This window comes from Prochlorococcus sp. MIT2308, assembly GCF_059772345.1.
Genome location: NZ_CM186283.1, coordinates 179,703 through 202,309, shown reverse-complemented (window position 1 = coordinate 202,309; position 22,607 = coordinate 179,703). Strand labels below are relative to the sequence as shown.

Annotated in this window: 25 protein-coding genes; 14 read left to right on the top strand and 11 right to left on the bottom strand. The window is 37.3% G+C overall.

The window, feature by feature from the left end; all coding sequences use genetic code 11:
* Nucleotides 1–23: 23 nt before the first annotated feature.
* From AC6EIW_RS01030 to AC6EIW_RS00985, 10 genes are all read left to right on the top strand, one after another.
* Nucleotides 24–473: a YqeG family HAD IIIA-type phosphatase gene (locus AC6EIW_RS01030; RefSeq protein ID WP_498520788.1), complete on the top strand. Its 450-nt coding sequence runs from the start codon at nt 24–26 to the stop codon at nt 471–473.
* Entirely contained in the window at nt 470–1,552 is a 1,083-nt protein-coding gene (proB, locus tag AC6EIW_RS01025; protein ID WP_498520787.1) for a glutamate 5-kinase, read from the top strand. The genes AC6EIW_RS01030 and proB overlap by 4 nt, the downstream gene beginning before the upstream one ends.
* Before the next feature lie 39 nt (nt 1,553–1,591).
* The gene (gene lpxD, locus AC6EIW_RS01020) at nt 1,592–2,644 is read left to right on the top strand and encodes a UDP-3-O-(3-hydroxymyristoyl)glucosamine N-acyltransferase (protein ID WP_498520786.1); all 1,053 of its coding nucleotides are present in this window, start codon (nt 1,592–1,594) and stop codon (nt 2,642–2,644) included.
* 26 nt (nt 2,645–2,670) lie between these two features.
* Nucleotides 2,671–3,753, top strand: coding sequence for a 3-isopropylmalate dehydrogenase (leuB, locus tag AC6EIW_RS01015; protein ID WP_498520785.1), 1,083 nt, complete (start codon nt 2,671–2,673; stop codon nt 3,751–3,753).
* Nucleotides 3,754–3,837: 84 nt separating this feature from the next.
* On the top strand, nt 3,838–4,740 hold the full coding sequence (locus tag AC6EIW_RS01010; RefSeq protein WP_269612712.1) for a phosphoribulokinase: 903 nt from the start codon (nt 3,838–3,840) through the stop codon (nt 4,738–4,740).
* Nucleotides 4,741–4,825: 85 nt separating this feature from the next.
* Complete coding sequence (locus AC6EIW_RS01005; RefSeq protein ID WP_498520784.1) at nt 4,826–5,263, top strand: prepilin peptidase; 438 nt, start codon at nt 4,826–4,828, stop codon at nt 5,261–5,263.
* A gap of 60 nt (nt 5,264–5,323) precedes the next feature.
* On the top strand, nt 5,324–6,208 hold the full coding sequence (accD, locus tag AC6EIW_RS01000) for an acetyl-CoA carboxylase, carboxyltransferase subunit beta (RefSeq protein WP_498520783.1): 885 nt from the start codon (nt 5,324–5,326) through the stop codon (nt 6,206–6,208).
* Complete coding sequence (locus tag AC6EIW_RS00995) at nt 6,201–6,605, top strand: hypothetical protein (RefSeq protein ID WP_498520782.1); 405 nt, start codon at nt 6,201–6,203, stop codon at nt 6,603–6,605. The genes accD and AC6EIW_RS00995 overlap by 8 nt, the downstream gene beginning before the upstream one ends.
* 21 nt (nt 6,606–6,626) lie before the next feature.
* Nucleotides 6,627–7,727: a Gfo/Idh/MocA family protein gene (locus AC6EIW_RS00990; protein WP_498520781.1), complete on the top strand. Its 1,101-nt coding sequence runs from the start codon at nt 6,627–6,629 to the stop codon at nt 7,725–7,727.
* Between the two features lie 100 nt (nt 7,728–7,827).
* Nucleotides 7,828–8,895, top strand: a complete 1,068-nt coding sequence (locus tag AC6EIW_RS00985; protein WP_498520780.1) for a class I fructose-bisphosphate aldolase — start codon at nt 7,828–7,830, stop codon at nt 8,893–8,895.
* A 70-nt stretch (nt 8,896–8,965) separates the two neighbouring features.
* Here AC6EIW_RS00985 and purQ read toward each other — a convergent pair whose 3' ends face one another.
* The 4 genes from purQ to AC6EIW_RS00965 form a co-directional block, all read right to left on the bottom strand.
* On the bottom strand, nt 8,966–9,619 hold the full coding sequence (gene purQ, locus AC6EIW_RS00980; RefSeq protein ID WP_498520779.1) for a phosphoribosylformylglycinamidine synthase subunit PurQ: 654 nt from the start codon (nt 9,617–9,619) through the stop codon (nt 8,966–8,968).
* A gap of 4 nt (nt 9,620–9,623) precedes the next feature.
* Nucleotides 9,624–9,896 (bottom strand): phosphoribosylformylglycinamidine synthase subunit PurS, encoded by a 273-nt coding sequence (purS, locus tag AC6EIW_RS00975; RefSeq protein ID WP_498462575.1) that lies wholly within the window; start codon nt 9,894–9,896, stop codon nt 9,624–9,626.
* 404 nt (nt 9,897–10,300) lie between these two features.
* A complete protein-coding gene (locus AC6EIW_RS00970) occupies nt 10,301–11,332 on the bottom strand; it encodes a GTP-binding protein (RefSeq protein ID WP_498520778.1) in 1,032 nt (343 codons plus the stop codon).
* Between the two features lie 17 nt (nt 11,333–11,349).
* Nucleotides 11,350–11,862: a pentapeptide repeat-containing protein gene (locus tag AC6EIW_RS00965; RefSeq protein ID WP_498520777.1), complete on the bottom strand. Its 513-nt coding sequence runs from the start codon at nt 11,860–11,862 to the stop codon at nt 11,350–11,352.
* A 71-nt stretch (nt 11,863–11,933) separates the two neighbouring features.
* Here AC6EIW_RS00965 and AC6EIW_RS00960 point away from each other — a divergent pair, with 71 nt between their 5' ends.
* Genes AC6EIW_RS00960 through ilvD form a run of 3 tightly spaced genes read left to right on the top strand, consistent with a single transcriptional unit; the run spans nt 11,934 to nt 14,578 of the window.
* Entirely contained in the window at nt 11,934–12,551 is a 618-nt protein-coding gene (locus AC6EIW_RS00960) for a uracil phosphoribosyltransferase (RefSeq protein ID WP_498520776.1), read from the top strand.
* Between the two features lie 24 nt (nt 12,552–12,575).
* The gene (locus AC6EIW_RS00955; protein ID WP_498520775.1) at nt 12,576–12,875 is read left to right on the top strand and encodes a hypothetical protein; all 300 of its coding nucleotides are present in this window, start codon (nt 12,576–12,578) and stop codon (nt 12,873–12,875) included.
* Nucleotides 12,876–12,907: 32 nt separating this feature from the next.
* Nucleotides 12,908–14,578, top strand: coding sequence for a dihydroxy-acid dehydratase (gene ilvD, locus AC6EIW_RS00950; protein WP_498520774.1), 1,671 nt, complete (start codon nt 12,908–12,910; stop codon nt 14,576–14,578).
* A 5-nt stretch (nt 14,579–14,583) separates the two neighbouring features.
* Here ilvD and AC6EIW_RS00945 read toward each other — a convergent pair whose 3' ends face one another.
* The 7 genes from AC6EIW_RS00945 to glpX all read right to left on the bottom strand — a co-directional run bounded on the left by AC6EIW_RS00945 (nt 14,584) and on the right by glpX (nt 21,638).
* Nucleotides 14,584–14,979, bottom strand: a complete 396-nt coding sequence (locus AC6EIW_RS00945; protein ID WP_498520773.1) for a DUF8659 family protein — start codon at nt 14,977–14,979, stop codon at nt 14,584–14,586.
* Nucleotides 14,966–15,541, bottom strand: coding sequence for a CIA30 family protein (locus AC6EIW_RS00940; RefSeq protein WP_498520772.1), 576 nt, complete (start codon nt 15,539–15,541; stop codon nt 14,966–14,968). Before AC6EIW_RS00940 ends, AC6EIW_RS00945 begins: the two co-directional genes overlap by 14 nt.
* A gap of 35 nt (nt 15,542–15,576) precedes the next feature.
* Entirely contained in the window at nt 15,577–16,293 is a 717-nt protein-coding gene (gene pgl / locus AC6EIW_RS00935; RefSeq protein WP_498520771.1) for a 6-phosphogluconolactonase, read from the bottom strand.
* 5 nt (nt 16,294–16,298) lie between these two features.
* The gene (gnd, locus tag AC6EIW_RS00930) at nt 16,299–17,717 is read right to left on the bottom strand and encodes an NADP-dependent phosphogluconate dehydrogenase (RefSeq protein ID WP_498520770.1); all 1,419 of its coding nucleotides are present in this window, start codon (nt 17,715–17,717) and stop codon (nt 16,299–16,301) included.
* A gap of 159 nt (nt 17,718–17,876) precedes the next feature.
* The gene (locus tag AC6EIW_RS00925; protein WP_498520769.1) at nt 17,877–19,172 is read right to left on the bottom strand and encodes a glucose-1-phosphate adenylyltransferase; all 1,296 of its coding nucleotides are present in this window, start codon (nt 19,170–19,172) and stop codon (nt 17,877–17,879) included.
* A 105-nt stretch (nt 19,173–19,277) separates the two neighbouring features.
* On the bottom strand, nt 19,278–20,603 hold the full coding sequence (locus AC6EIW_RS00920; protein ID WP_498520768.1) for a glutamyl-tRNA reductase: 1,326 nt from the start codon (nt 20,601–20,603) through the stop codon (nt 19,278–19,280).
* A 30-nt stretch (nt 20,604–20,633) separates the two neighbouring features.
* Nucleotides 20,634–21,638, bottom strand: a complete 1,005-nt coding sequence (gene glpX / locus AC6EIW_RS00915) for a class II fructose-bisphosphatase (protein ID WP_498520767.1) — start codon at nt 21,636–21,638, stop codon at nt 20,634–20,636.
* A gap of 199 nt (nt 21,639–21,837) precedes the next feature.
* On the opposite strand from glpX, the gene rpe reads away from it, so the two are divergent.
* On the top strand, nt 21,838–22,590 hold the full coding sequence (gene rpe / locus AC6EIW_RS00910) for a ribulose-phosphate 3-epimerase (RefSeq protein WP_498520766.1): 753 nt from the start codon (nt 21,838–21,840) through the stop codon (nt 22,588–22,590).
* Nucleotides 22,591–22,607 lie beyond the last annotated feature (17 nt).

Here is a 22,607-nt window from a genome sequence, read left to right as displayed (position 1 = left end):
ACGACAAAATTTCAAAGATTTCGATGAATGTATTGTTATCGAAAAATGTAAAAGCATTAATACTTGATGTAGATGGAACATTAACTTCTGGGAAAACACCAGTAATTTCAAATGATATAAAAAATTGGGTGATCAACTCTAAGAAATTGTTTTATACGTATTTATTCAGCAATAACCCATCTAGAAGTAGAATCAAACAAATTGCTGATCAATTAGATTTAGAATTCACACATTCAGGAGGAAAACCAAGTAAAAAAAGATTAAAAAAGATTTTAGATACCATTCCTTATTCAACAAATGAAATAGCAATTATTGGAGATAGAGTTTTTACAGATATTTTGGTAGGCAACAGATTAGGAATGTATACAATATTAGTAGATTCAGTAGATTATTATGGAAAAAAAATTGAGAGAAATAAATTTCAATCAATAGAAAGATTTTTGGCTAAAATTATAAGTGGAGATTTGATATGACAACTTGGGTAATAAAGATTGGCACAAGCCTTTTGAGAGGAGGCGATAAATATACAACTTTTGACATCATTAATGATTATTGTTTATACATATCAAAAGCACAAGAAAATGGGGATAAAATTATATTGGTCTCAAGTGGTGCTGTAGGTCTCGGATGTCATAAAATGAACTTCAAGTTAAGACCTAAAGAAATTATTTCTCTCCAGGCTTCTGCAGCAATAGGACAACTTCATTTAATGGCTTTGTATGAAAAGGCCATGAGTAGGTTTGGATATAAAGTTGCACAAATACTATTAACCAGGTCAGAATTGGGTTCAAGAGATAGTTATAAGTCTGCCTCGCATACACTAAAAAAATTGATTGAATGGAATGTTATACCAATAGTAAATGAAAATGATATTACCTCAGATGAAGAATTAAAATATGGAGATAATGACACTTTATCTGCATTAGTGGCAACAGCGATATCTGCCGATCAACTAATATTGTTAACTGATATCGATCATCTTTACTCCTCTGATCCAAAAACAAATAGCAAAGCCAAGCCTATTAAAGATATTAATAATTCAATTGAATTAAATAAATTAGAGCTAGCAAATGTACAAACATCTTGGGGAACCGGAGGAATAAAAACCAAACTAATTGCGGCAAAGATAGCCACTGAAAGCGGGATAAAAGTTCAATTAGCAGATGGTAGAGATCCAAAAACATTAGGTGAATTACTTAATGGAAAAAAAATAGGAACTGTTTTCCACCCTCATCCCAATCCAATAGGAAATAGAAAAAGTTGGTTATCACATGCGATCAAACCAGTAGGGGAAATTCATCTAGATGATGGTGCAAGTGAAGCCATCAAAAATAAAGGAGCTTCACTACTACTAGTTGGAGTAAAAAAAGTTAATGGGAATTTTATTTCTAATCAACCTGTAAAAGTTATCAACACCAAAGGAGAAGAAATTGCTAAGGGGATTTGCTCAATGAGCAGTGATGCTATAAAAATAGGAATCAAATCTAAATCCAAAGCAACAGGATCTCCCCTTGTTATTCACAGAGATGTTCTGGTTCTGACCAGTGAATAACTCAAATAAAAATAGTAACTTTCACTCCCCAATTAAATCATGCAATTCAAGGAAATTGTCGAAAATCTGAAGCAAGGTCAATCCGGTGTGGTTGACTTTAAGATTCAAAACAATCCAGTTATTTTAAATGCATCTTCTTTAGAAAAAGCCGAGAAAAATGAAATCAGTTTTCTAGACAACAATAGTCCAATAAATCTTAGAAATCTCATCAAGACTTCAAAAGCCTCTGCTCTATTACTACCAGCAAACGATACTTATATTGTTGAAATAGCAAAGAAGATTTCAGTTGATTGGATAATACTTAAAGAGCCAAAGATTGCTTTTGCTGAAACCTTAGAATTTCTTTATCCTTCTGAGATAAAAAGTGAAGGCATACATCAAAGTGCAATCATCGGAGAGAATGTAAAAATCGGTGTAGATGTTTCAATCGGAGCCAATGCTTACATTGGAGATAATTCAGAAATTGGGGACGAAACTTTTATTCATCCAGGCGTTGTTGTCTATAAAAACGTAAGCATTGGTGCTAAGAATTTAATTCACGCAAATAGTGTTATTCATTCAGGATCTAAAATTGGAAACGAATGTGTAATTAATGCTAATGCCGTTATTGGTGGTGAAGGTTTTGGATTCGTGCCAACATCAAATGGATGGAAAAAAATGCCTCAAGTGGGAATAGTTATTTTAAGAAACAAAGTAGAAGTTGGTAGTGGATCAACAATTGATAGACCTTCAGTAGGAGAAACCATAATTGGTGAAGATACAAAAATTGATAACCTAGTTCAAATTGGTCACGGAGTATCAACAGGTAAGGGATGTGCTATGGCTGCCCAAGTAGGTATTGCTGGAGGAGCTCAGATTGGAGACGCAGTCATCCTTGCTGGACAAGTAGGAGTAGGTAATAAAGTCAAAATCGGAGATAGAGTTATAGCCAGCTCAAAAACAGGAATCGTATCTGATATTGAGACTGGAAAAGTTGTTAGTGGATTCCCAGCTATTCCCAATAAACTATGGCTAAGGTGCTCTGCTAATTTCAAAAAACTACCTGAGATAGCAAAAACCATTCGTAAATTAGATCGAAAAAACTCCAGGTAAGTTTTTCCTTTAATTAACATGAAAAAATGAAGTCTTACAAAATAACATTATTGCCAGGCGATGGAATTGGTCCAGAGATAACTAACGTCACTCAAAAAATCCTTGACCTTGTCTCAAGGAAATTTGGTTTTGAGCTCAAATTCAAAGAAATGCCTTTTGGTGGATCGGCAATAAGTTCAGAGGGTGTTCCCTTTCCAGATAGAACCCTTCAAGAATGTAAAAACTCTGATGCTGTTTTATTAGCAGCTATAGGAGACCCAAAGTATGACAAATTGCCAAGGGAGAAAAGACCTGAGACAGGTTTACTTAATCTCAGATCTTCTTTAGATCTTTTCGCAAATATAAGGCCAGTGAAAATAATTCCCTCCTTAACAAAAGCAAGCAGCTTAAAAGAGGAGTTTGTTAAAGAAGTTGATCTAGTAGTAGTTAGAGAACTTACCAGCGGGATTTACTTTGGTGAACCAAAAGGAAGGATAAAAACAGAAAAGGGAGCAAGGGCATTTAATACGATGACCTACACCTCAGAGGAGGTCAATCGAATAGCAGAAATTGCTTTTAAATTAGCCAAACAAAGAAATTACAAAGTTTGCTCAGTCGATAAAGCTAATGTTCTAGATGTAAGTCAGTTATGGAGAGATGAAACAATATTGGTATCTAAAAATTACAAAGAAGTAGAGCTAACTCATCAATATGTGGATAATGCAGCGATGCAACTTGTTAGAAATCCAAGCCAATTTGATGTGATGCTTACAAGCAATTTATTTGGAGACATTCTTAGCGACATTGCAGCCATGCTTACTGGATCAATTGGCATGCTTCCCTCTGCGTCGTTAACCACTAATGGTCCAGGTGTCTTTGAACCTGTTCATGGTTCAGCTCCTGACATAGCAGGTAAAGACATAGCTAATCCAATAGCAATGCTTTTATCTGCTGCAATGATGTTAAAAATTGCCTTTAATGAAACACAAGCAGGGAATTATTTAGAAAATGCAATTAACGAGCTACTGACTGAAGGTTATAGAACTTCCGACTTGATGGGCAATGAGACAGCGAAACAGGTTAGTTGTTCCCAAATGGGGGAACTTTTAGCAAAAAAATTAAATAATTAATTCACAAATTTAAAAACTCTTTGAATAGATTCCCTTTGATGGTCAGTCGACCTGTAAAAATAAAAAGTCAATACATAAGCGTCGATGTCAAAGCTTCACCCAGTAGTAGCTGTAACTGGTTCATCAGGTGCCGGAACAAGCACAGTTAAAAGAGCTTTTGAGCATATCTTTGCCCGCGAAAAGATTGTTCCTGCAGTTGTTGAAGGGGATAGTTATCACCGTTTCGAAAGAATGCCTATGAAGAAGGCAATGTCTGAGGCACTTTCAAGGGGTGAAAACTTTTCACACTTTGGACCAGAGGCAAATTTATTCGATAAATTGGAAGACCTCTTTAGTCAATATGGCAAAACTGGTGGAGGCCAGAAAAGATATTATTTGCATAGCCCTGAAGAAGCAGAGGAGCATAACACCCGTTTAGGAACCAAATTAGATCCAGGCCAATTCACTCCCTGGGAAGACATTCCAACAGGAACAGACCTATTATTTTATGAGGGTCTCCATGGTGGCGTTGTAGGAAAAGATTATGATGTAGCTTCATTTGCTGATTTACTTGTTGGTGTAGTACCAATTACAAATCTAGAGTGGATACAAAAAATTCACCGAGATAATGCAGAAAGGGGTTACTCAGCCGAGACGATCGTTGATACGATTCTGAGAAGAATGCCTGATTACATTAATCACATATGTCCCCAATTTAGTCGTACAGATATTAACTTCCAAAGAGTTCCGACAATTGATACGTCAAACCCATTTATTTGCAGAAACATTCCAACACCTGACGAAAGTTTTGTAATTATTCATTTTAGAAAAGGTTCAAGAGAAAAATGGGGAATTGACTTCCAATACTTATTAGGTATGATACACGATTCTTTCATGTCAAGTCCCACAAGTATTGTTGTTAACGGAGGAAAAATGGGATTTGCGATGGAACTTATTCTGACACCTATTATTCATAAAATGATAGAAGAGAAAAAAGCTGCAGGATAACAAATCAAATCAATTTAAACTAAATAAATTAAGCTAATAAATAATCTTGATTAGTATATTCTTTACTTTGATACTATTATATTTCTTGTCTTCTATTTCTATAGAAGACAAAAATACATTACTAATAAGTGAAAATAAATTAATATTATTCTCTATTTCAGGTATTCTTTATTTGTTATGCATTGGCATCACAAATAAAGAGATAGATATTAAATGGTTATTAATAAATAATTCTTTATCAATGATTATTATCTTTCTAATTATGTATTTTATCAGTTGTATAAGTTATAAAATTTTAGGAGTAAATTCATTAGGGATGGGTGATATAAAACTCTCTTCTTTTAGTACAATATGGCTTGGTATTGAATTGAGTTTTTTATCATTATGCATTTCATTCCTACTCTCAGCTATATATAGTTTGAGTGGAAAACTTGCAAAAAGATTTAAGCCATTACAGCAGTATCCGTTTGCACCATTCCTCTCAATTGGGATATTTTGCTCTTGGATTATAGATAAGATTTAAACTTTCTAATACCTTTAATGGGACTTAGGGTACTAAATTAAATTCAATCACTAAATAGCTGTGTCATTATTCGACTGGTTTGCTGATAGAAGAAAAGGGCAATTTGTTGGCAAAGTAACTCAGGAATCTGAAGAAAGTGATGGACTATGGGAAAAATGTCCAGAATGTGGACAAGTTGTATATAGAAAAGATTTAATAGATAATTGTAGTGTCTGTAGCAACTGCAATCACCACAATCGGATAGATAGCGAAGAGAGAATAAGACTAATCACTGATCCAAGCACATTTAAATCAATCAATAATCATATAACTCCCGTTGATCCTCTTGGGTTTAAAGATCGAAGAGCTTACGCAGACAGACTGAGAGAAAGTCAAGCAAGTACTGGACTCAAAGATGGTGTACTTACAGGTACATGCGAGGTAGATTCTATTCCCATGGCATTAGCCGTAATGGATTTCAGGTTCATGGGTGGTTCAATGGGATCTGTTGTGGGAGAGAAAATTACACGGCTCATCGAACATTCAACCAAAGAAAAATTACCATTACTAATTGTTTGTGCATCTGGTGGTGCTCGAATGCAAGAAGGGATGCTAAGCCTGATGCAAATGGCAAAGATTTCAGGAGCACTAGAAAGACATAGAGATGCTCAATTGCTTTATATGCCTTTACTTACCCATCCCACCACTGGGGGAGTTACCGCTAGTTTTGCCATGCTTGGAGATTTAATCCTTGCTGAGCCAAAAGCACTGATTGGATTTGCAGGGAGAAGAGTAATTGAACAAACATTGAGAGAAAAACTGCCTGATAATTTCCAAACCGCAGAATATCTTCAAGATCATGGTTTCGTAGATACCATCGTACCTAGAACAGAACTTAAAGAAACTTTGGCAAAGATACTTCGACTACATAAGACAAAAAAAGCAAAGTTACAAACTAATGGTTAAAACACATCAAAAGATAAAAAATAAAATTGGTTTTCTCTTGAAAACATTAGTGCTAATGTTAATAATTTTATTCAATAAAACAAATATAGTATACGGAGCCAATATTAATTGGGTTGAAGTGAGTAAAACGCCTGCAGGAGTACAATATTTAGATAGAGACAATATTCATATAAAAGGAAAAGGAATAATAGAATTAACCACAAAATACCTAAAAATCGATCCTTCTACGTCAAAGGAAATAGAAGAGAATATTTATATAATGAACATCAATTGTTTAACTAATAAATTTAAAGATGTTTCAGTTAATGGTAAAAAGAAATTTACCCCAAAATGGGAAGACCCCAATGGGGATAAACTACTTGATGATTTGATTTCAGATAGATGCGAAAATGTTTAAACTAATTAATCATTTAAAAGAATGATCAATTCAGATCATCCTCTCCGCATAGCTATTGCAGGACTAGGTTTCGGTGAAAGTGTTCATATTCCTGCGTCATTGTCTAACAAGAATATAGAGCTAGTGGGGTTGTGGCATCCTCGGCCAGAAAGGCTTGAAGAAGCATGCAATAAGAACAATCTTCGTGCTTATGAGACCTGGGAAGATCTAGTCAATGATTCCGAAATAGATGGAATAATAATAGCTACGCCACCAGCACCCAGATATCAGCTGGCACTTGAGGCAATTAAAGCTGGAAAACATCTTTTACTAGAAAAGCCAACTTGCTTAAACTCTGAGGAGGTAAAAGAGCTTCAAAGAAATGCGCTTCAAAGAAATCTAAAAATAGCTGTCGATTACGAATATCGAGCGGTTCCTCTGTTCATGCAAGCAAAGCGGATGATTAACGATAAGAAATTAGATGAACCTTATTTTGTAAAACTAGATTGGCTAATGAGTAGTAGAGCCAACCCCGATAGGCCTTGGAATTGGTATTCAGATAAAGATTCTGGTGGAGGGGTCTTGGGCGCTTTAGGTACCCATGCTTTTGACATGATTCATTGGCTAATTGGTCCAACGCATTCTTTGAGCGCAATAAATTCAACTTCAATCAAAGAGAGAGTTTGTACACAATCAAAAACCACTAGGAAAGTGACAAGTGAAGATGTAAGTATTTCTCAACTACAAATCAAAAGTATTAATAACAATTTGATTCCAGTCCAGGTAAATCTCTCTGCAGTTACAAAACAAAGCAGGGGTTTTAGTCTAGAGATATATGGGAGTAATGGAACTCTTGTGCTTAGCAGCGACAACCAGAACGATTATGTCCATGGATTTGGTTTGTGGTACTCAAACAAAGGAGAAGTTCTTAAAAATATTCAACCAGATTCAGATCTTTCCTTTTCAAAAACTTGGACTGATGGACGTATTGCTCCAGTAGCAAGAATACAAAGCTGGTGGGCTCAAAGCATAAAAGACGGTACACCTGTTATCCCAGGGTTAGCTGAGGGATTAGCCAGCCAAAAAGTTTGCGACAAGGTCAAAGAATCAAACTCAATTGGTATGAAGCTTGAAATCAATTAAAGAGATTCACTAAAAAAACAAAAAACAATTTTTTAGATGTAATAAGCCACAAAAAGGGCCGTTGATATGGAATAATCTTAAGGAAATTTTTGTTGCATAAATGGCACTCTCGTACTACGCAGAAGAACTAAAGAAAACAGCAAGTGCCATAGCCCAGCCAGGCAAAGGGATTCTTGCTGTTGACGAATCAACCAAAACAGTAGGGAAAAGACTTGCTTCAATAGGTGTTGAGAACACTGAGGACAACAGAAAAGCATATAGAGGTATGCTTTTCACCACAGAAGGTCTTGGAAACTTCATAAGTGGTGCAATTCTTTTTGAAGAGACTCTTTTCCAGAATCATCCAGATGGTGAGCCAATGGTTAGAAAACTTGAGAAGCTTGGAATAATCCCAGGAATCAAGGTTGATAAAGGTCTAAGACCATTAGCTGGTGGACACGATGTAGAAACTTTTTGTTCAGGTTTAGACGGCCTTGTTGAAAGAGCTGCTGATTATTACGAGCAAGGTGCAAGATTTGCTAAGTGGAGAGCAGTGCTTCAAATTACAGATGATGGTTGTCCTTCTAAACTTTCTATAAGAGAAAATGCTTGGGGGTTAGCAAGATACGCTAGATCAGTACAAGAATCTGGATTGGTCCCAATTATTGAACCAGAAATCCTTATGGATGGTTCACATTCAATCGAAAAGACAGCAGCAGTTCAAGAAGAAGTAATTAAAGAGGTTTATTTGGCTTGCCAGGTTAACGGTGTACTTCTAGAAGGAACTCTTCTTAAGCCATCCATGACAGTACAGGGTGCTGACAGCTCAACAAAAGCTGATCCACAGCAAGTTGCTGAAATGACAATCCGCACAATGGAACGCTGTGTCCCAGCGAGTGTCCCTGGGATTACTTTCCTTTCAGGTGGCTTGAGCGAGGAAGCTGCATCAGTTTATTTAAATCTGATGAATAAAATCGACAGAAAAGCTAAGTGGAATGTTTCATTCTCATATGGTCGTGCTTTACAACATTCATGTCTAAAAGCATGGAAAGGCTCAAATACTGCTGATGGACAAAAAGCACTCATAGCAAGAGCTCAAGCAAACTCTGAGGCATCAAAAGGATTATATGTTGCTGGTTCTCAGCCTTCTTCTGACGAACAACTATTTGTAGCGGGATACAAGTACTAAGCAAAAGGCTAATAAAAAGCTGCTATCACTCGTTTTGATAGCAGCTTTTTTAATGTCTTGATTTATAAGTTTAAGAAAGAAGCGTACCAAGAATTGATTTACCATCAATATTCCCTAAAGCCTCATCACAAGCTCTTTCAGGGTGTGGCATCATCCCCAAAACATTTCCCTTTTTATTTGTAATTCCAGCAATATCATAGATTGATCCATTTGGATTTTCCGCGTATCTAAGAGCCACCGAATCATCATCCTGCAATTTTTTCAAAACGTCTGAGCTACATTGATATCTCCCTTCTCCATGAGCTATAGGCAGTGAAATAGAATCATGTTTTTTATAATTTTTCATCCAAGTTGATTTTGTACTTTCAATAGATAGATTTGCTCTATCACAAATAAAATGAAGATTTTTATTTCTTGTCAAAGCTCCTTGTAGGAGACCAAGTTCAGTAAGTATTTGAAAACCATTACAAATACCAAGAACTTTTCCTCCTTTGTCAACAAAAGGTATTAAAGAATTTAAAACAGGTGCAAATCTTGCTATTGCTCCACAACGTAAATAATCTCCATAACTAAACCCCCCTGGAATGACAATTGCGTCATAACCGTTCAAATCAGTAGTTTCATGCCACAGAAAACTTGTAGAAATACCAAGACAACCTTCAGTAGCCCATCTGACATCCCTGTCGCAGTTAGAGCCAGGAAAAACAATTATTCCGATATTCATTTTTTTAATTAGTAGCTAATTTCTGTTCATCCTTAAACTCCAACGTCCAATCCTCAATTACGGGATTTGCAAGCAATCGATCACTCATTAATTCAATCTTCGATCGTGCATCTTCCTTATTTGCAGCTTCGATTTCAAGTTCAATAGATTTACCAATTCTTAGCTGCGTAACACCATCAATTCCTAATCTCTTAGTAGCTGACCTAGTAGCCTCTCCCGCAGGATCTAAAACTGAAGGTCTTAAATGAACAAAAACTCTTGCTTTAAATAGAGACACTTTTAAAAATTAATGGAATTTTCCTTCTTCTTGGTTAACCCAAGGGAAAAGGCTAGAAATTTATTGTAGATAATATCTGAAAAATTTTCTAATTGATATTTTCTTTTTGTTCACTTATTAGTCCCTTGCCTAAGCATGTCAGACAAGTGTGATAACAATTTGGGCTAGATTTCATATAACCATTACCACCACATTTATTGCAGGTACTTATCTTCAAAGTATTGGGAAGACTCTGAACATGATTATTCTTGGTGGTGGAAACTGCAGTACTCACAACAAAAAATCGGACTAGAAACTCTTAAAATTTGATATAAGAGAATTATCTCTTAACTCTCAAAGAATCGCGGAAATACACAAAAAAACAACCTATTTTTAATATAAATATAATAATTTGAACCGATTGATTAAAAGGAGCCCTCAATAGCTTTTTCAACTCCGCCTTTAAGACTCAGACAGACCAAATCAAACCCAGACCTAGAAGGTCTCCAAGAATCATCATTCGAGCTTTCAAACCATGAATTAAATCTAGATCCAACCATTTGGATCTGAAGAGGCAAAGCTTTACCCTCTATCCAGCATCTCCCTTTTAATCGAAGGATTTGATATTCCGGAACAAGTTTTACAAGTAGTTTTCTCAATACATCATGCTCAATTGGGAATTCAAATCTTAAATGCTCACTGATTACATCAACGTGGTCATGGTCATGGTCATGGTCATTTTGATTAAGACGGGAAATATCATATTGATCACTGCTAAGGCCGAGAATCAATGAAGGTTCAATTTCCCCATTAGATATTGGAAGGATATTAGTAAAATGATTTCCCTGCTTTTTAACCTCATTCCTAACCGAAGAAAAATCTTTTGCAGAGAGCAAATCAGACCTACTAATCAGAACGAGATCAGCAGAAATCAATTGGTCCCTAAAAAGCTCATATATTGGAGTTAAGTGGTCAACACTATTATCATTCAATATTTGTTCATTAATACTTTTTATATCACCTACAGGACTACCATTTGAGATTGCATATCCATCAACCAATGTTACAACTCCGTTAATAAAAACCTTACTTCTTATTGCAGGCCAATTTAGAGCCTGCAATAAAGGCTTTGGCAATGCAAGACCACTGGTTTCAATAATGATTCCATCAAGCTGATTTGATCTAAGGAGCAAAGCTTCCATTGCAGGAAGGAAGTCCTCTTGAACAGTGCAACATAAACAGCCATTATTCAATTCAACTATTCTTTCATCTACTTCATCATCAGGGCAAAAACCACAGTTTTTAAGAAGGTCTCCATCTAAGCCTACTGTCCCGAATTCATTAACAACTACTGCTAGACGTTGATTACCTTCACTTAAAAGATGTCTCAAGAGTGTTGTTTTGCCAGAGCCTAAGAATCCTGTAACTACCGTAACTGGCAGACGACTACCACTCATTTTTATTTTTTTAAATATCAACAACCAAGACTATAGCTGGTATCCTCGCCAGTCTTTGAATTTGCTCCGGAAGCCATAGAACATAATTCTTTTTGCTGTATTCGACTAATTACTGCATCAGTAAAATCAGCTCCGTCTATAAGTGCATCTGTGAAGGTGCTTTCCATCAATAATGCACCATTGAAGTCGACATCCCTTAAGTCAGCACCCTCAAAATCAGTTGCATACGCCAATGCGTCATTAAGCTGCGCACCATGCAAATCTGCTCCATTTAATTTACTATTATTAAAAACTGCTCCAGTAAGGTTGGATTCACTAAAATTTATTCCTTTCAGATCTAGTTTTACGAAATCATTTCCACTTAAGTCCTGGCTAGACATATCTTGAGAAATATTGAGTTCTTCTTGATTGCGAATCTCAGCAGGCGTTCTAGCGAACACACTTTCAGCAGGGAATATAAAAACAAAGATAAGTAATACAGCAAAAACAATTGCTTTAAAATCAGAGGTGAAAGAAGTTTTTTTGTTCATTGGAGCTTAAAAGGACTTTTAACAGGTAATTTAATTATTCACGTTATGGCAAATAAGGCCAAGAATGAATCATGTCAATGAGCTTAAGAGTAATAGTTCCTCCTCACCCACTCATATCACATTGGTTAACTATTTTAAGGAACCCTACTACCCCAGAAATCCTATATGCAACAGGCCTGGAACAACTTGGCACCTGGCTCACTTATGAAGCTCTGAGAGATTGGATCCCAAGCAAAAAAGAACAGATCACTACCTCAACAGGATCCACTGAATGCTCGATTATTGATCCCAACATTCCTATTTTAGCAATTCCATACTTGCCTGCAGGGCTTGAGCTCTTTAGAGGTGCTAGGAATTTAATTCCGAATTCAAATTTATGTATCGGCGGGCTACCTAAAGAAATTGAAGAAAATGCAGGGATTATATTTTATATAGATCAAATAACAACCGGTAAACAACTTTTAGAAGATTTAAATCTTATTAAAAAAAATAAAATTGATTCAAGAAGGATAAGAGTGATTACAGTATTAGCCGCTAATCAAGGTCTTAAAGAAATCGGCGAAAATATTCAAGATTTAAATATTTATTGTGCTTGTATAGATCCTGAATTAATATCGGAAAGTGAACTATCGCCTGGAATTGGTGACCCATCATTACGTATCAAAACCAGAGTCACCTCATCGGACTAGCATTTAAAGAAGTTATTCAAAGTTATGAGCCAATACCGAGATTCAAATTCAGGAAGTTTGGCATCATTAATTAGTGGTGCCGTACTAGGAGCTGCAGGCCTAGCTTGGTGGTTACTTTCTGAAGCCGAAAAAAGGCAAGAAACTAGAAAGCAAAAAGCAATGCTTTATGCACCAAGAATTCAAGATGGCTCTGAGGCAACTGAATTAGAATCAAATATTCTAGGGAATCAAAGTAATGAGCACCTTGAGCAACGTGTAGAACAGCTTAATTCGGCCATAGCAGACGTGCGTAAACAATTAGAAGAGCTGGGATCTTCTAATTAATTCTAATTTTTAAACAATAATATAAAAATCAAATGCTTCGATCAAATGCGATAACACAGGGTATTCAACGGTCACCGAACAGAGCAATGCTCAGAGCGGTTGGGTTTGACGATAATGACTTTAACAAGCCAATCATTGGAATAGCTAATGGTCACAGCACAATAACCCCATGCAATATGGGATTAATGGACCTGGCTAATAGAGCAGAAGCAGCTTTAAAAGATGCTGGTGCAATGCCTCAAACATTCGGGACCATAACTGTTAGTGACGGCATCTCTATGGGAACAGAAGGAATGAAATATTCATTGGTTTCGAGAGAAGTTATTGCAGATGCAATTGAGACAGCTTGCAATGCTCAAAGCATGGATGGTGTATTAGCAATTGGTGGATGCGACAAAAATATGCCGGGCGCAATGTTGTCAATGGCAAGAATGAACATACCTTCAATTTTTGTATATGGAGGAACAATTAAGCCTGGGAAATTAGACGGTTGCGACCTAACCGTAGTTAGTTCTTTTGAAGCCGTCGGTCAATTAACAAGTGGAAAAATAGATGAAGAACGGTTAATAGCAGTTGAAAAGAATGCCATCCCAGGCCCAGGTAGTTGTGGTGGCATGTTTACTGCAAACACCATGTCTGCGGCAATTGAAACGATGGGTTTTAGTTTGCCATTCAGCTCTACTATGGCAGCTGTAGATGATGAAAAAGCAGAAAGCGCTGCTAAAAGTGCTCAGGTACTTGTCAATGCAGTTAAGGACAACATAAGGCCGTTAGATTTACTCACAAAAAAAGCCTTTGAGAATGCAATCAGTGTCATCATGGCTGTTGGTGGCTCAACAAATTCTGTCCTTCACTTACTTGCTATTGCGAAGACTGCAGGAGTTAATTTAACAATCGATGACTTTGAACGTATAAGACAAATTGTTCCTGTAATTTGCGACCTCAAGCCAAGCGGTAAATATGTAACTGTAGATCTACATCAAGCTGGGGGGATACCTCAAGTAATGAAATTACTTCTCGAGGCAGGAATGCTCCATGGAGAATGCAAAACTATTGAAGGTAAAACAATTGAAGAAATTCTTTCTGATATCCCCTCAAAGCCCAAAGAGAATCAAGATGTTATTAGACCAATATCAAACCCTATTTATAAAAAAGGACATTTAGCTATTCTTAAAGGAAATTTAGCTAGTGAAGGAAGTGTCGCGAAAATAAGTGGTGTAAAGACTCCTGTCTTAACAGGCCCCGCAAGGGTTTTTGAGAGTGAAGAAGAATGCTTAAGTGCAATCCTAGACAATAAAGTTAAAGCTGGAGATGTAGTAGTCGTTAGATATGAAGGGCCTGTAGGAGGACCAGGAATGAGGGAAATGCTCTCTCCAACTTCAGCAATTGTGGGTCAAGGCTTGGGAGAGAAAGTTGCACTAATTACTGACGGCCGATTTAGTGGCGGATCATATGGATTAGTGGTTGGCCACGTTGCTCCAGAAGCAGCCGTTGGGGGAACAATTGGATTAGTAGAGGAAGGAGACAGTATTACCGTTGACGCTAATAAATTGTTAATTCAATTGAATGTCGAAGAGAGAGAACTAGCTAGAAGGAGAGAGAATTGGGAGAAACCAAAGCCTAGATATAAGACAGGCATTCTTGGAAAGTATTCAAGATTAGTAAGTTCATCAAGCCAAGGAGCCACAACCGATCAAATATAATTAGTTCAAGTCAATGAAGTCTTAAAAACCGTCCTAAGTCTTCTTGCAAGGGCCTCAAAAAGTTTTCCATATGAAGGCGTTTCGCATTGAACACCAGAAGAACTGTCCATCCAAATAGCATGTTTACCTTGCCATAGAATTGGCCTATCAATTTGAGATTTCCAAGCAATAGTCATATTTACCTCATTACCGCTTTTATACACTTCAAGTTCAATATCCATAGATTCTTCTCTTTCGCCGTCTATATTTCTACATTGAATTTTAAAAATCAATTCATCAAGCTCATTATCATCATTTAATTGATTTTCTAAAAAGACAGAATGAACATACGGCTTCATGCAAAGGTCTGCCGCTTTGGCGACTTCAGATATCAAGCTATCTTTCAAATCAGGAGTATGCACTAATTGACTTAATTAAGACTTTGATAGGACCAGCAAAAAATCCTGAGTTCATTTTGCCTGGCTGTCCAAATTTTGAATGAAGTATTTGAAATCGATTAATACATGTTGAATCAAAAATAAGAGGTAGTCGAACAGGCTTTGCTCGACGAGCCGGTTCCAAATCTTTGAAAGGTATTTTAACTGTACTAGCTCCATTTTTCTTTGTAGGTATTGATGCAACCCAGCGGATATCACCTTTTAAAAAATTTGATAGTGATAAAGGTTTCTTTTCACAAGCAATCGCAAGTTTCAACGTTCTCCCTTCTCCTTCAACATTAAGAATTAATCCAGAATATTTGGAAAGATCAAAAGGTTTCTCAAAAATTGGAGAGCGGCAACTAACAAAGCCTCCTCCCTCTTCAACCAAGTTCCCCTCAAGAAATAAGCCTTTATCTGATGAACGACAATTTGCAAGACTTGATCCACCCATAATTGTGTCATTCAGAGATTTCCAATCTGAAAATTCTGAACCCTGTATGAGAGGAGTTATTGAAATTTCAGTCGGTGGTAAATCAGAAATCAATTTTAAAGTACTTCTCTACTCATATAACAATCTACCTAGAAAGATGGGCAAGCATCTTTATCAGCCAAAATAATAATTTCAGAATGTGGTGCGACTAATTTTGCAGGAGTACGTTCCCATGATTCTGACTGATCAAGCAGACGCTTAAGAGCCGTTTGTTTGGCAGATCCGCTGATTAGGAAGACAACATTATTTGCTGAACTGAGCAATTTACTGGTAAAGGTAATTCTTTTATGACCTTTACCTTCGCCAACAGTTATCAAGCTATCTCTTTCAAACAATGCATCCGAGCCAGGGAAGAGGGAGGCTGTATGACCATCATCTCCCAAGCCCAATAAAATCAAATCAAATTTTGGTGGATACTCATCAAAATTGTTTTTTAAAATCTTTTCATAATCTTTAGCGCTATCTTCAGGCGTGGCTAATTCAACAGTTGAGACACTAAAAAATGATGCCTCTAGAGAAGGATTACCTTCTATAAACAATGAATTATTCAATAAAAAGCAATTACTATCTTGCGATACACTGTCAACCCATCTTTCATCTCCGAGAAACAAATCGACTTTCTTCCAATCAATATTTTTTTTACCTAATAAAGAATAAGCAGCTTTTGGGGTGGATCCGCCACAAAGAGCAATTTTAGCCCTAGTTTTATTTTTCAAGGTTGAGTCAATGAACTGAGCAATCAAATCAGAAGCGGCAAGAGCAAGAGCGCTTTTGTCTACTGAAACTTGGATTTCATATTTAGTCATTGATATCAGTCAATCCATTCAGTATGGAAAGATCCCGCTTTGTCTACACGCTCATAGGTATGGGAACCAAAGCAGTCTCTCATAGCCTGGACCAAGTTCTGAGGGAGCCTAGAAGTTCTAAAACTGTTTAAATAATCAAGTGTACTACTAAGACAAGGCACCGGAATACCCGCATTAGCAGCCGCAGAAACCACCTGTGTTAAACCAGAGAGACGATTATTCACCTGATCAGCAAACCAACTATCTAGAATAAGATTGCTTAACTTAGGATCCTTTTTAAATGCAACCTGTATACGACTCAAAAGGGTAGATCTTATTATGCAACCACCTTTCCATATTTGAGCTATGGAGGGCATATCAAGATCGTAATCATATTCATCAGAAGCGAGTCGTAAAATGTCCATTCCTTGTGCATAGCTCGCAATTGTAGCCAATACAACTGAATCCATTAGCAAAGGCATGCCATCAGAAGGCTTTCCAAAATCAACAAAAGAAGGCTTATTCCCAATCAAAATTGTTTCCGCATAATTTCGTTGATCTTTCATCGAGCTCATAACCCTTCCATTCAAAGAGGCATAGATAGTTGGCACAGAAGCTCCAAGTTCAAGTGCGCTAACGACTGTCCATAAGCCAGTACCTTTTTGACCCGCCTTATCCATTATCTTTTCAACAAGATCGGAACTGTCTTCCGGATCCTTAACTCGTAAACAGGCCTCAGTAATTTCAACAAGATAGGAGGAAAGTTCTTCGGTTTTATTCCAATAGCCCATAACAGATGCCATCTCATCACCGTTCATACCACATACTCTCTTCATCAAGTCATATGCCTCAGCCAAAATCTGTTCGATACCATATTCAATTCCATTGTGAACTGTCTTGACAAAATGTCCTGAGCCCCCTGGGCCGATATAAGTCACGCAAGCCCCATCGTCAACCTGAGCCGCCATTTTGTTCAACAAACTCTCTATTGCGTCGTAAGAAGTCTTTGTCCCACCAGGCATCATACTAGGTCCTTCCAATGCTCCTTTTGCTCCACCTGAAACACCCATCCCGATATATCCAAAACTCTTGCTCTCAAGTTCTTTTACTCTTCTTTCGGTATCCATAAATTGGGCATTTCCACCATCAATGAGTAAATCACCTTCCTCGAGGAAAGGCGAAATTTGATTAATGACAGCATCAGTAGCTCCACCCGCTTTGACCATCATTAATACCCTCCTGGGACGTTCCAGTTTTGATACAAATTCTTGAAGATCCTTCGCTCCTTGAATTGATTTATTTAAACCTCTACCTCGAAGAAAATCTTCAGTTTTTTGATAAGTACGGTTATAGACCACACTAGAAAAACCATTTCGCTCTGCATTCAGGACAAGGTTCTCACCCATTACTCCAAGACCGACTAATCCAAAATGTGCCTTGGTCATTAAGTTAATAAATTTCTACTTGAGTTAGTGTGACGACTGTGGAATCATTTCGCTGCATTAAAGAGCTTAATGTCAGGGATGAAGGATTCTTTAAAAAAAAATTTGACGATAGAATGTTAAAGATTAGGCATATTGAATTTCTAGGACATTAAATAAAAATCAAATTATGGTTCCATCTGGAATTGTTGCATTTTTAACGATAACAACAATTCCATTACGAATATAAAAACCTTGATCTGCCCGATCAGCTTCTTCAACGTTGTCTTTATTGACTATTGTCACATTGTCACCTATTCGAGCGTTTTTATCGAGAATTGCTCTTTTAACAGTTGTTCCTTGTCCTACACCTAGGGGGATCCCCCCCCCATTTCGTAAAGCTATTCTCTCTTCATAAGACTCATAAAAATCAGAGCCCATTACCAGAGTTTCATTTAGCACAACGTCACTTTCAATACGACTCCTTACTCCCAAGACACAGTGGTGAATACTACATGATTTAAGTATTGATCCCTCAGAAACTATTGAATCGGTTATTTGGGTATCTACAATTTTTGAAGGTGGCAAATATCTTGGCCTTGTATAAATAGGGAACTTCTCATCATAAAAACTAAATGGCGGGGTTGGCTGCTGTGTTAAAGCTAAATTCGATTCAAAGAATGCACCAATAGTTCCTATATCTTCCCAGTAATCATTAAAAACATAACTTTTAAGTTTGTCTCCTCTACCTAAAGCCTCCGGAATAATTTCTTTTCCAAAATCTGTATAAGAAGGAAATTTATTTAACAAATCAAAAAGGGTGGCACGACTAAAAACATATATTCCCATAGAAGCCAAATAAGGTTTTTCCTTTGCCTCCGTTTTTTCCAATCCAAACCTTGAAGTATCTACAGCCATTGCTTTCAATGAATCACCAGTTGGTTTTTCACGAAATTCTTTAATATTTCCAGATTCATCAGTACGCATCAAACCAAATGCCTCAGCTTGCGCGGAGTCAACTGGCAAAGCTGCAACAGTTAAATCAGCTCCTGTTTTTCTATGCTGTTCAACAAATAAGCTGTAATCCATTCGATAAAGCTGATCTCCAGAAAGAATCAAATATTCATCAACATCCCACTCTTGAAAAAGCCATTGATATTTTCTAACAGCATCAGCAGTACCCTCAAACCAAGATGGTGTTTCGGGTGTTTGCTGAGCTGCTAAAACTTCAACAAAACCTTGACCAAAAGGTCCGCTAAGATTATAAGTCTGTGCAATATGCCTGTTAAGTGATGCACTATTGAATTGCGTAAGAACATACATTTTACTGATGTCCGAATTAATGCAATTACTTATGGGAATATCTATTAGTCGATATTTACCCGCTAGTGGGACGGCGGGTTTTGCTCTCATTTTTGTTAATGGATATAGGCGTGATCCTTTCCCACCGCCAAGAATGATGGCAAGTACTCTCTTCATGAAGGCACTATTAATCGGCTATTCGGAGCAAACCTACTGGATAGAGTGCTCATTAATCTAGTAAAAAGTGATATGTAGTAAAAATTTCAAAAGTAAATAACAATATCAGTTGTTTTTGGGCTTGTTTAAAGAACTAGAAACATCAAGATTAAAAAGTTTTTCAATCACGTCAAGAGAATCTCTACGATCACTCCTTGATTGAGGTGCTCTTAATTTGGTTACGGGAGTATGAAGTATTTTGTTAATAATACCCTTGCTTAATGCCTCAACAACTTTTCGTTCTCTAGCGGAGAAATCAGGACCCATTCGGCTTAATGCCTTCTGAAGTTCTTCTTTTCTGATTGACTCCAAACCAGATCTAAGGCAGTTAATAGTAGGTACAGCAGCTAAAGAATCCCACCATTCTAGGAAGATACGACATTCCTCATCTATCAATCCTTCTGCTTCTAAAGCGAGCTTTTGTCTTGCTTCTTGATTTCTTGAAACCACTTCTTGAAGGTCATCTACATCATGAGATTCAATCCCAGAAACTGATTTTGCATCAGAAGAAATATTTCTTGGAACTCCTATATCAATAAGTCTGAGCAAAGGTTTTCTATCAATTTTAGTCAATTTCTCAGCATCAATAATTGGCTCATTAGCAGCTGTACTAGTAAAAACAAGTGTACTTAGAGAAAGACAAGTATCAAGTTGATCTATTAATTGACAATCAATTTGAATATCGGGAAATGCTGCTGATAGCTCCTCAGCCCTTTTTTTTGTTCTATTTAGAAGAGTCAGGGAACAACATCCTTTTGATTGGAGATGCTGAAGCAATAAACGGCTCATTCTTCCGGCTCCAACAACTGCAACCTTTTCAGTTTCTAAACTCATTAATTGATCTCTTCCATGTGCTTGCCCAAGTTTTAACTGGGCTAGTTCTACAGCCGCAGAACTTATAGAAACTGCTCCAGTGCCTAGATTTGTTTCGCTTCTTACTCTTTTACCAGTACTAACAGCCTGTGTTAATAATCTATTCAAAATAGGACCTAAACTTTGATGGTCTTGGCCAAGTCGGACCATTTTCTTTACCTGAGAAAGAATTTGTCCCTCTCCTAAAACCAAACTATCCAAACCGGCAGAGACCTTCATCACATGAGAAACAGCTTTCTCTTGGACAAAGTTAAATAAATGTGGTGAAAGAATTTCATCTTCAAGACCCGAAAATTCTAGAAGAAAAGATTTAATTGCTTCTATTCCCAATTTCGGGTCCTTAACTAAGCTATAAATTTCAAGTCTGTTGCATGTGCTCAAGATAGAAACTTCTAGTATTTGATCAATTTTCTTTAAATTATCAAATGATTTTTCGATTAGTTCTTCTGGGATACTTAGCTTTTCACGCACTTCGACTGGGGCCGTGCGATGGCTAAGACCGACGACAGCAATATGCATAAATAGCCCCTTAGATCATTTACTTAAATCTCACTTCAAAGAGATGCTTTGAGCACCATCTTTGATGTGAACTGTATTGGTAAATCTTGCTGTTTGATCAAGCGTACTAATCACAAGACTACTAGTTCTGATGTAATCTTTTTCAAATTTAACTCCATCAAAAAGCAATCCATCTGTGATTCCACTACCAGCAAAAGCAACATTTTCTCCTGAGGCAAGTTCATTTGCTTCATAGATCTTGTCAATATCAGTTATGCCCATTTCGTTCAATCTTTTTATATTTCCCTCTTTTGTATAGTCTGCCCATTCTGATGTTTGAGCTATTGCAGGATCATAAACAAGTTGCCCCTGAAAATGCCCACCAAGCGCTCTCATTGCTGCCGCTGAAATAACCCCCTCAGGAGCAGCACCAATACCCATCAAACAATGCGTGCCAGTCCCCTCAAATCCACATGCTATGGCTGCCTGGACATCTCCATCAGAGATGGGCTGAATCCTGGCACCAGTAGACCTGATCTCGGAAACTAAATTTTTGTGCCTAGCTCTATCCATAACAACAATAGTTAAATCGCTTATTGCGATACCAAGGCAATCACTCAAGATTCTTATGTTTTCTGTAGGAGTTTTCCTGATATCAACTTTCCCCTTAGCTGCTGGAGGAGCAGCTAATTTATTCATATAAAAATCTGGAGCATTAAACAAACCACCCCTATCTGAGGCCGCCAAAACAGCCATCGATCCACGTTGGCTGTTTGCACATAAATTTGTTCCTTCGCAAGGATCTACAGCGAAATCAACTCCAGGGCCTGAGCCTGATCCAACTTCTTCACCTATGTAAAGCATCGGAGCTTCATCTCTTTCTCCTTCTCCAATAACGATCCTTCCTTGCATCTGAATGGTTCCCATTCTCTTTCGCATTGCCTCAACGGCTGCGGCATCAGCCTCATCTTTTTGACCCAAACCAGTCAATTGAGCCGAAGCAATTGCAGCTTGCTCAACTACTTCAAGAATTTCTTGGACGAGAGTACGATCCACTTTTTGCAGCTAGGTAAAGAAATTTACGCCTTAAGGCAGACAATATTGTAAGTAATTGAGGGCATTGAAAAATGCTCAGAAAAAAGTACTCACAAAAAACTTATTATCTGTTGATAAGCAATAATTACTGTATCAGTGCATGGTCACACTAGAACTTGGGACCATGAATTAATAGAATCTTCGCCAAAAGACAAAAACAATGATCCAATCCATTTCGTCAGCAATTTTTTCTGAGCACCGTCCAGTTCAAATAATCCCTTCGGTCCTGCCAGCAGACTGGGCAAATATGGGGCAATGCGTAAAAGACCTTGAATTAGCAGGTGTAGACAGAATTCAATTTGATGTAATGGATGGAAACTTTGTTCCAAATCTCACATTCGGACCAGATATGATCTCCGCCTGCCGAAAATATTGCAAAGTTCCATTTGAGACTCAGCTAATGGTTAGTCAATACAATTGTGAAACGATGCTTGAGGGATATGTAGAAGCAAGTAAGGGTGCAAACGGAGAGCCAGGGGTTGTAATTGCTCATGCTGAAGCAAATGTTCATCTTCATCGAATCCTTGGAAAAATTCGTCAACTAGGAGGATCACCCTCAGTAGCACTTAATCCTCATACTCCGATGGATATGGTGAAGGATGTTCTTGACATGGTTGATCACGTATTAGTAATGACAGTTAATCCTGGATTTGGTGGACAAGCTTACATACCAACAATGCTCAACAAAATAACTCAATTAAGAAAAATGATTTTAGAAAATGGATTCAACGTAGATATAGAAGTTGATGGAGGTATAAAAGCAGATTGGTCATTATCTCAATGCTGCGCTGCAGGGGCAAATTGTTTTATTGCAGGTAGTGGTATGTTTGCTTATCCAACACTCAAAGAAGGATGTGATGCTCTAAGAAAAGTTGCGAATGATGCACAAAATGGAATAATCTTAGAAAAATAATTAAGTAATTATCAACC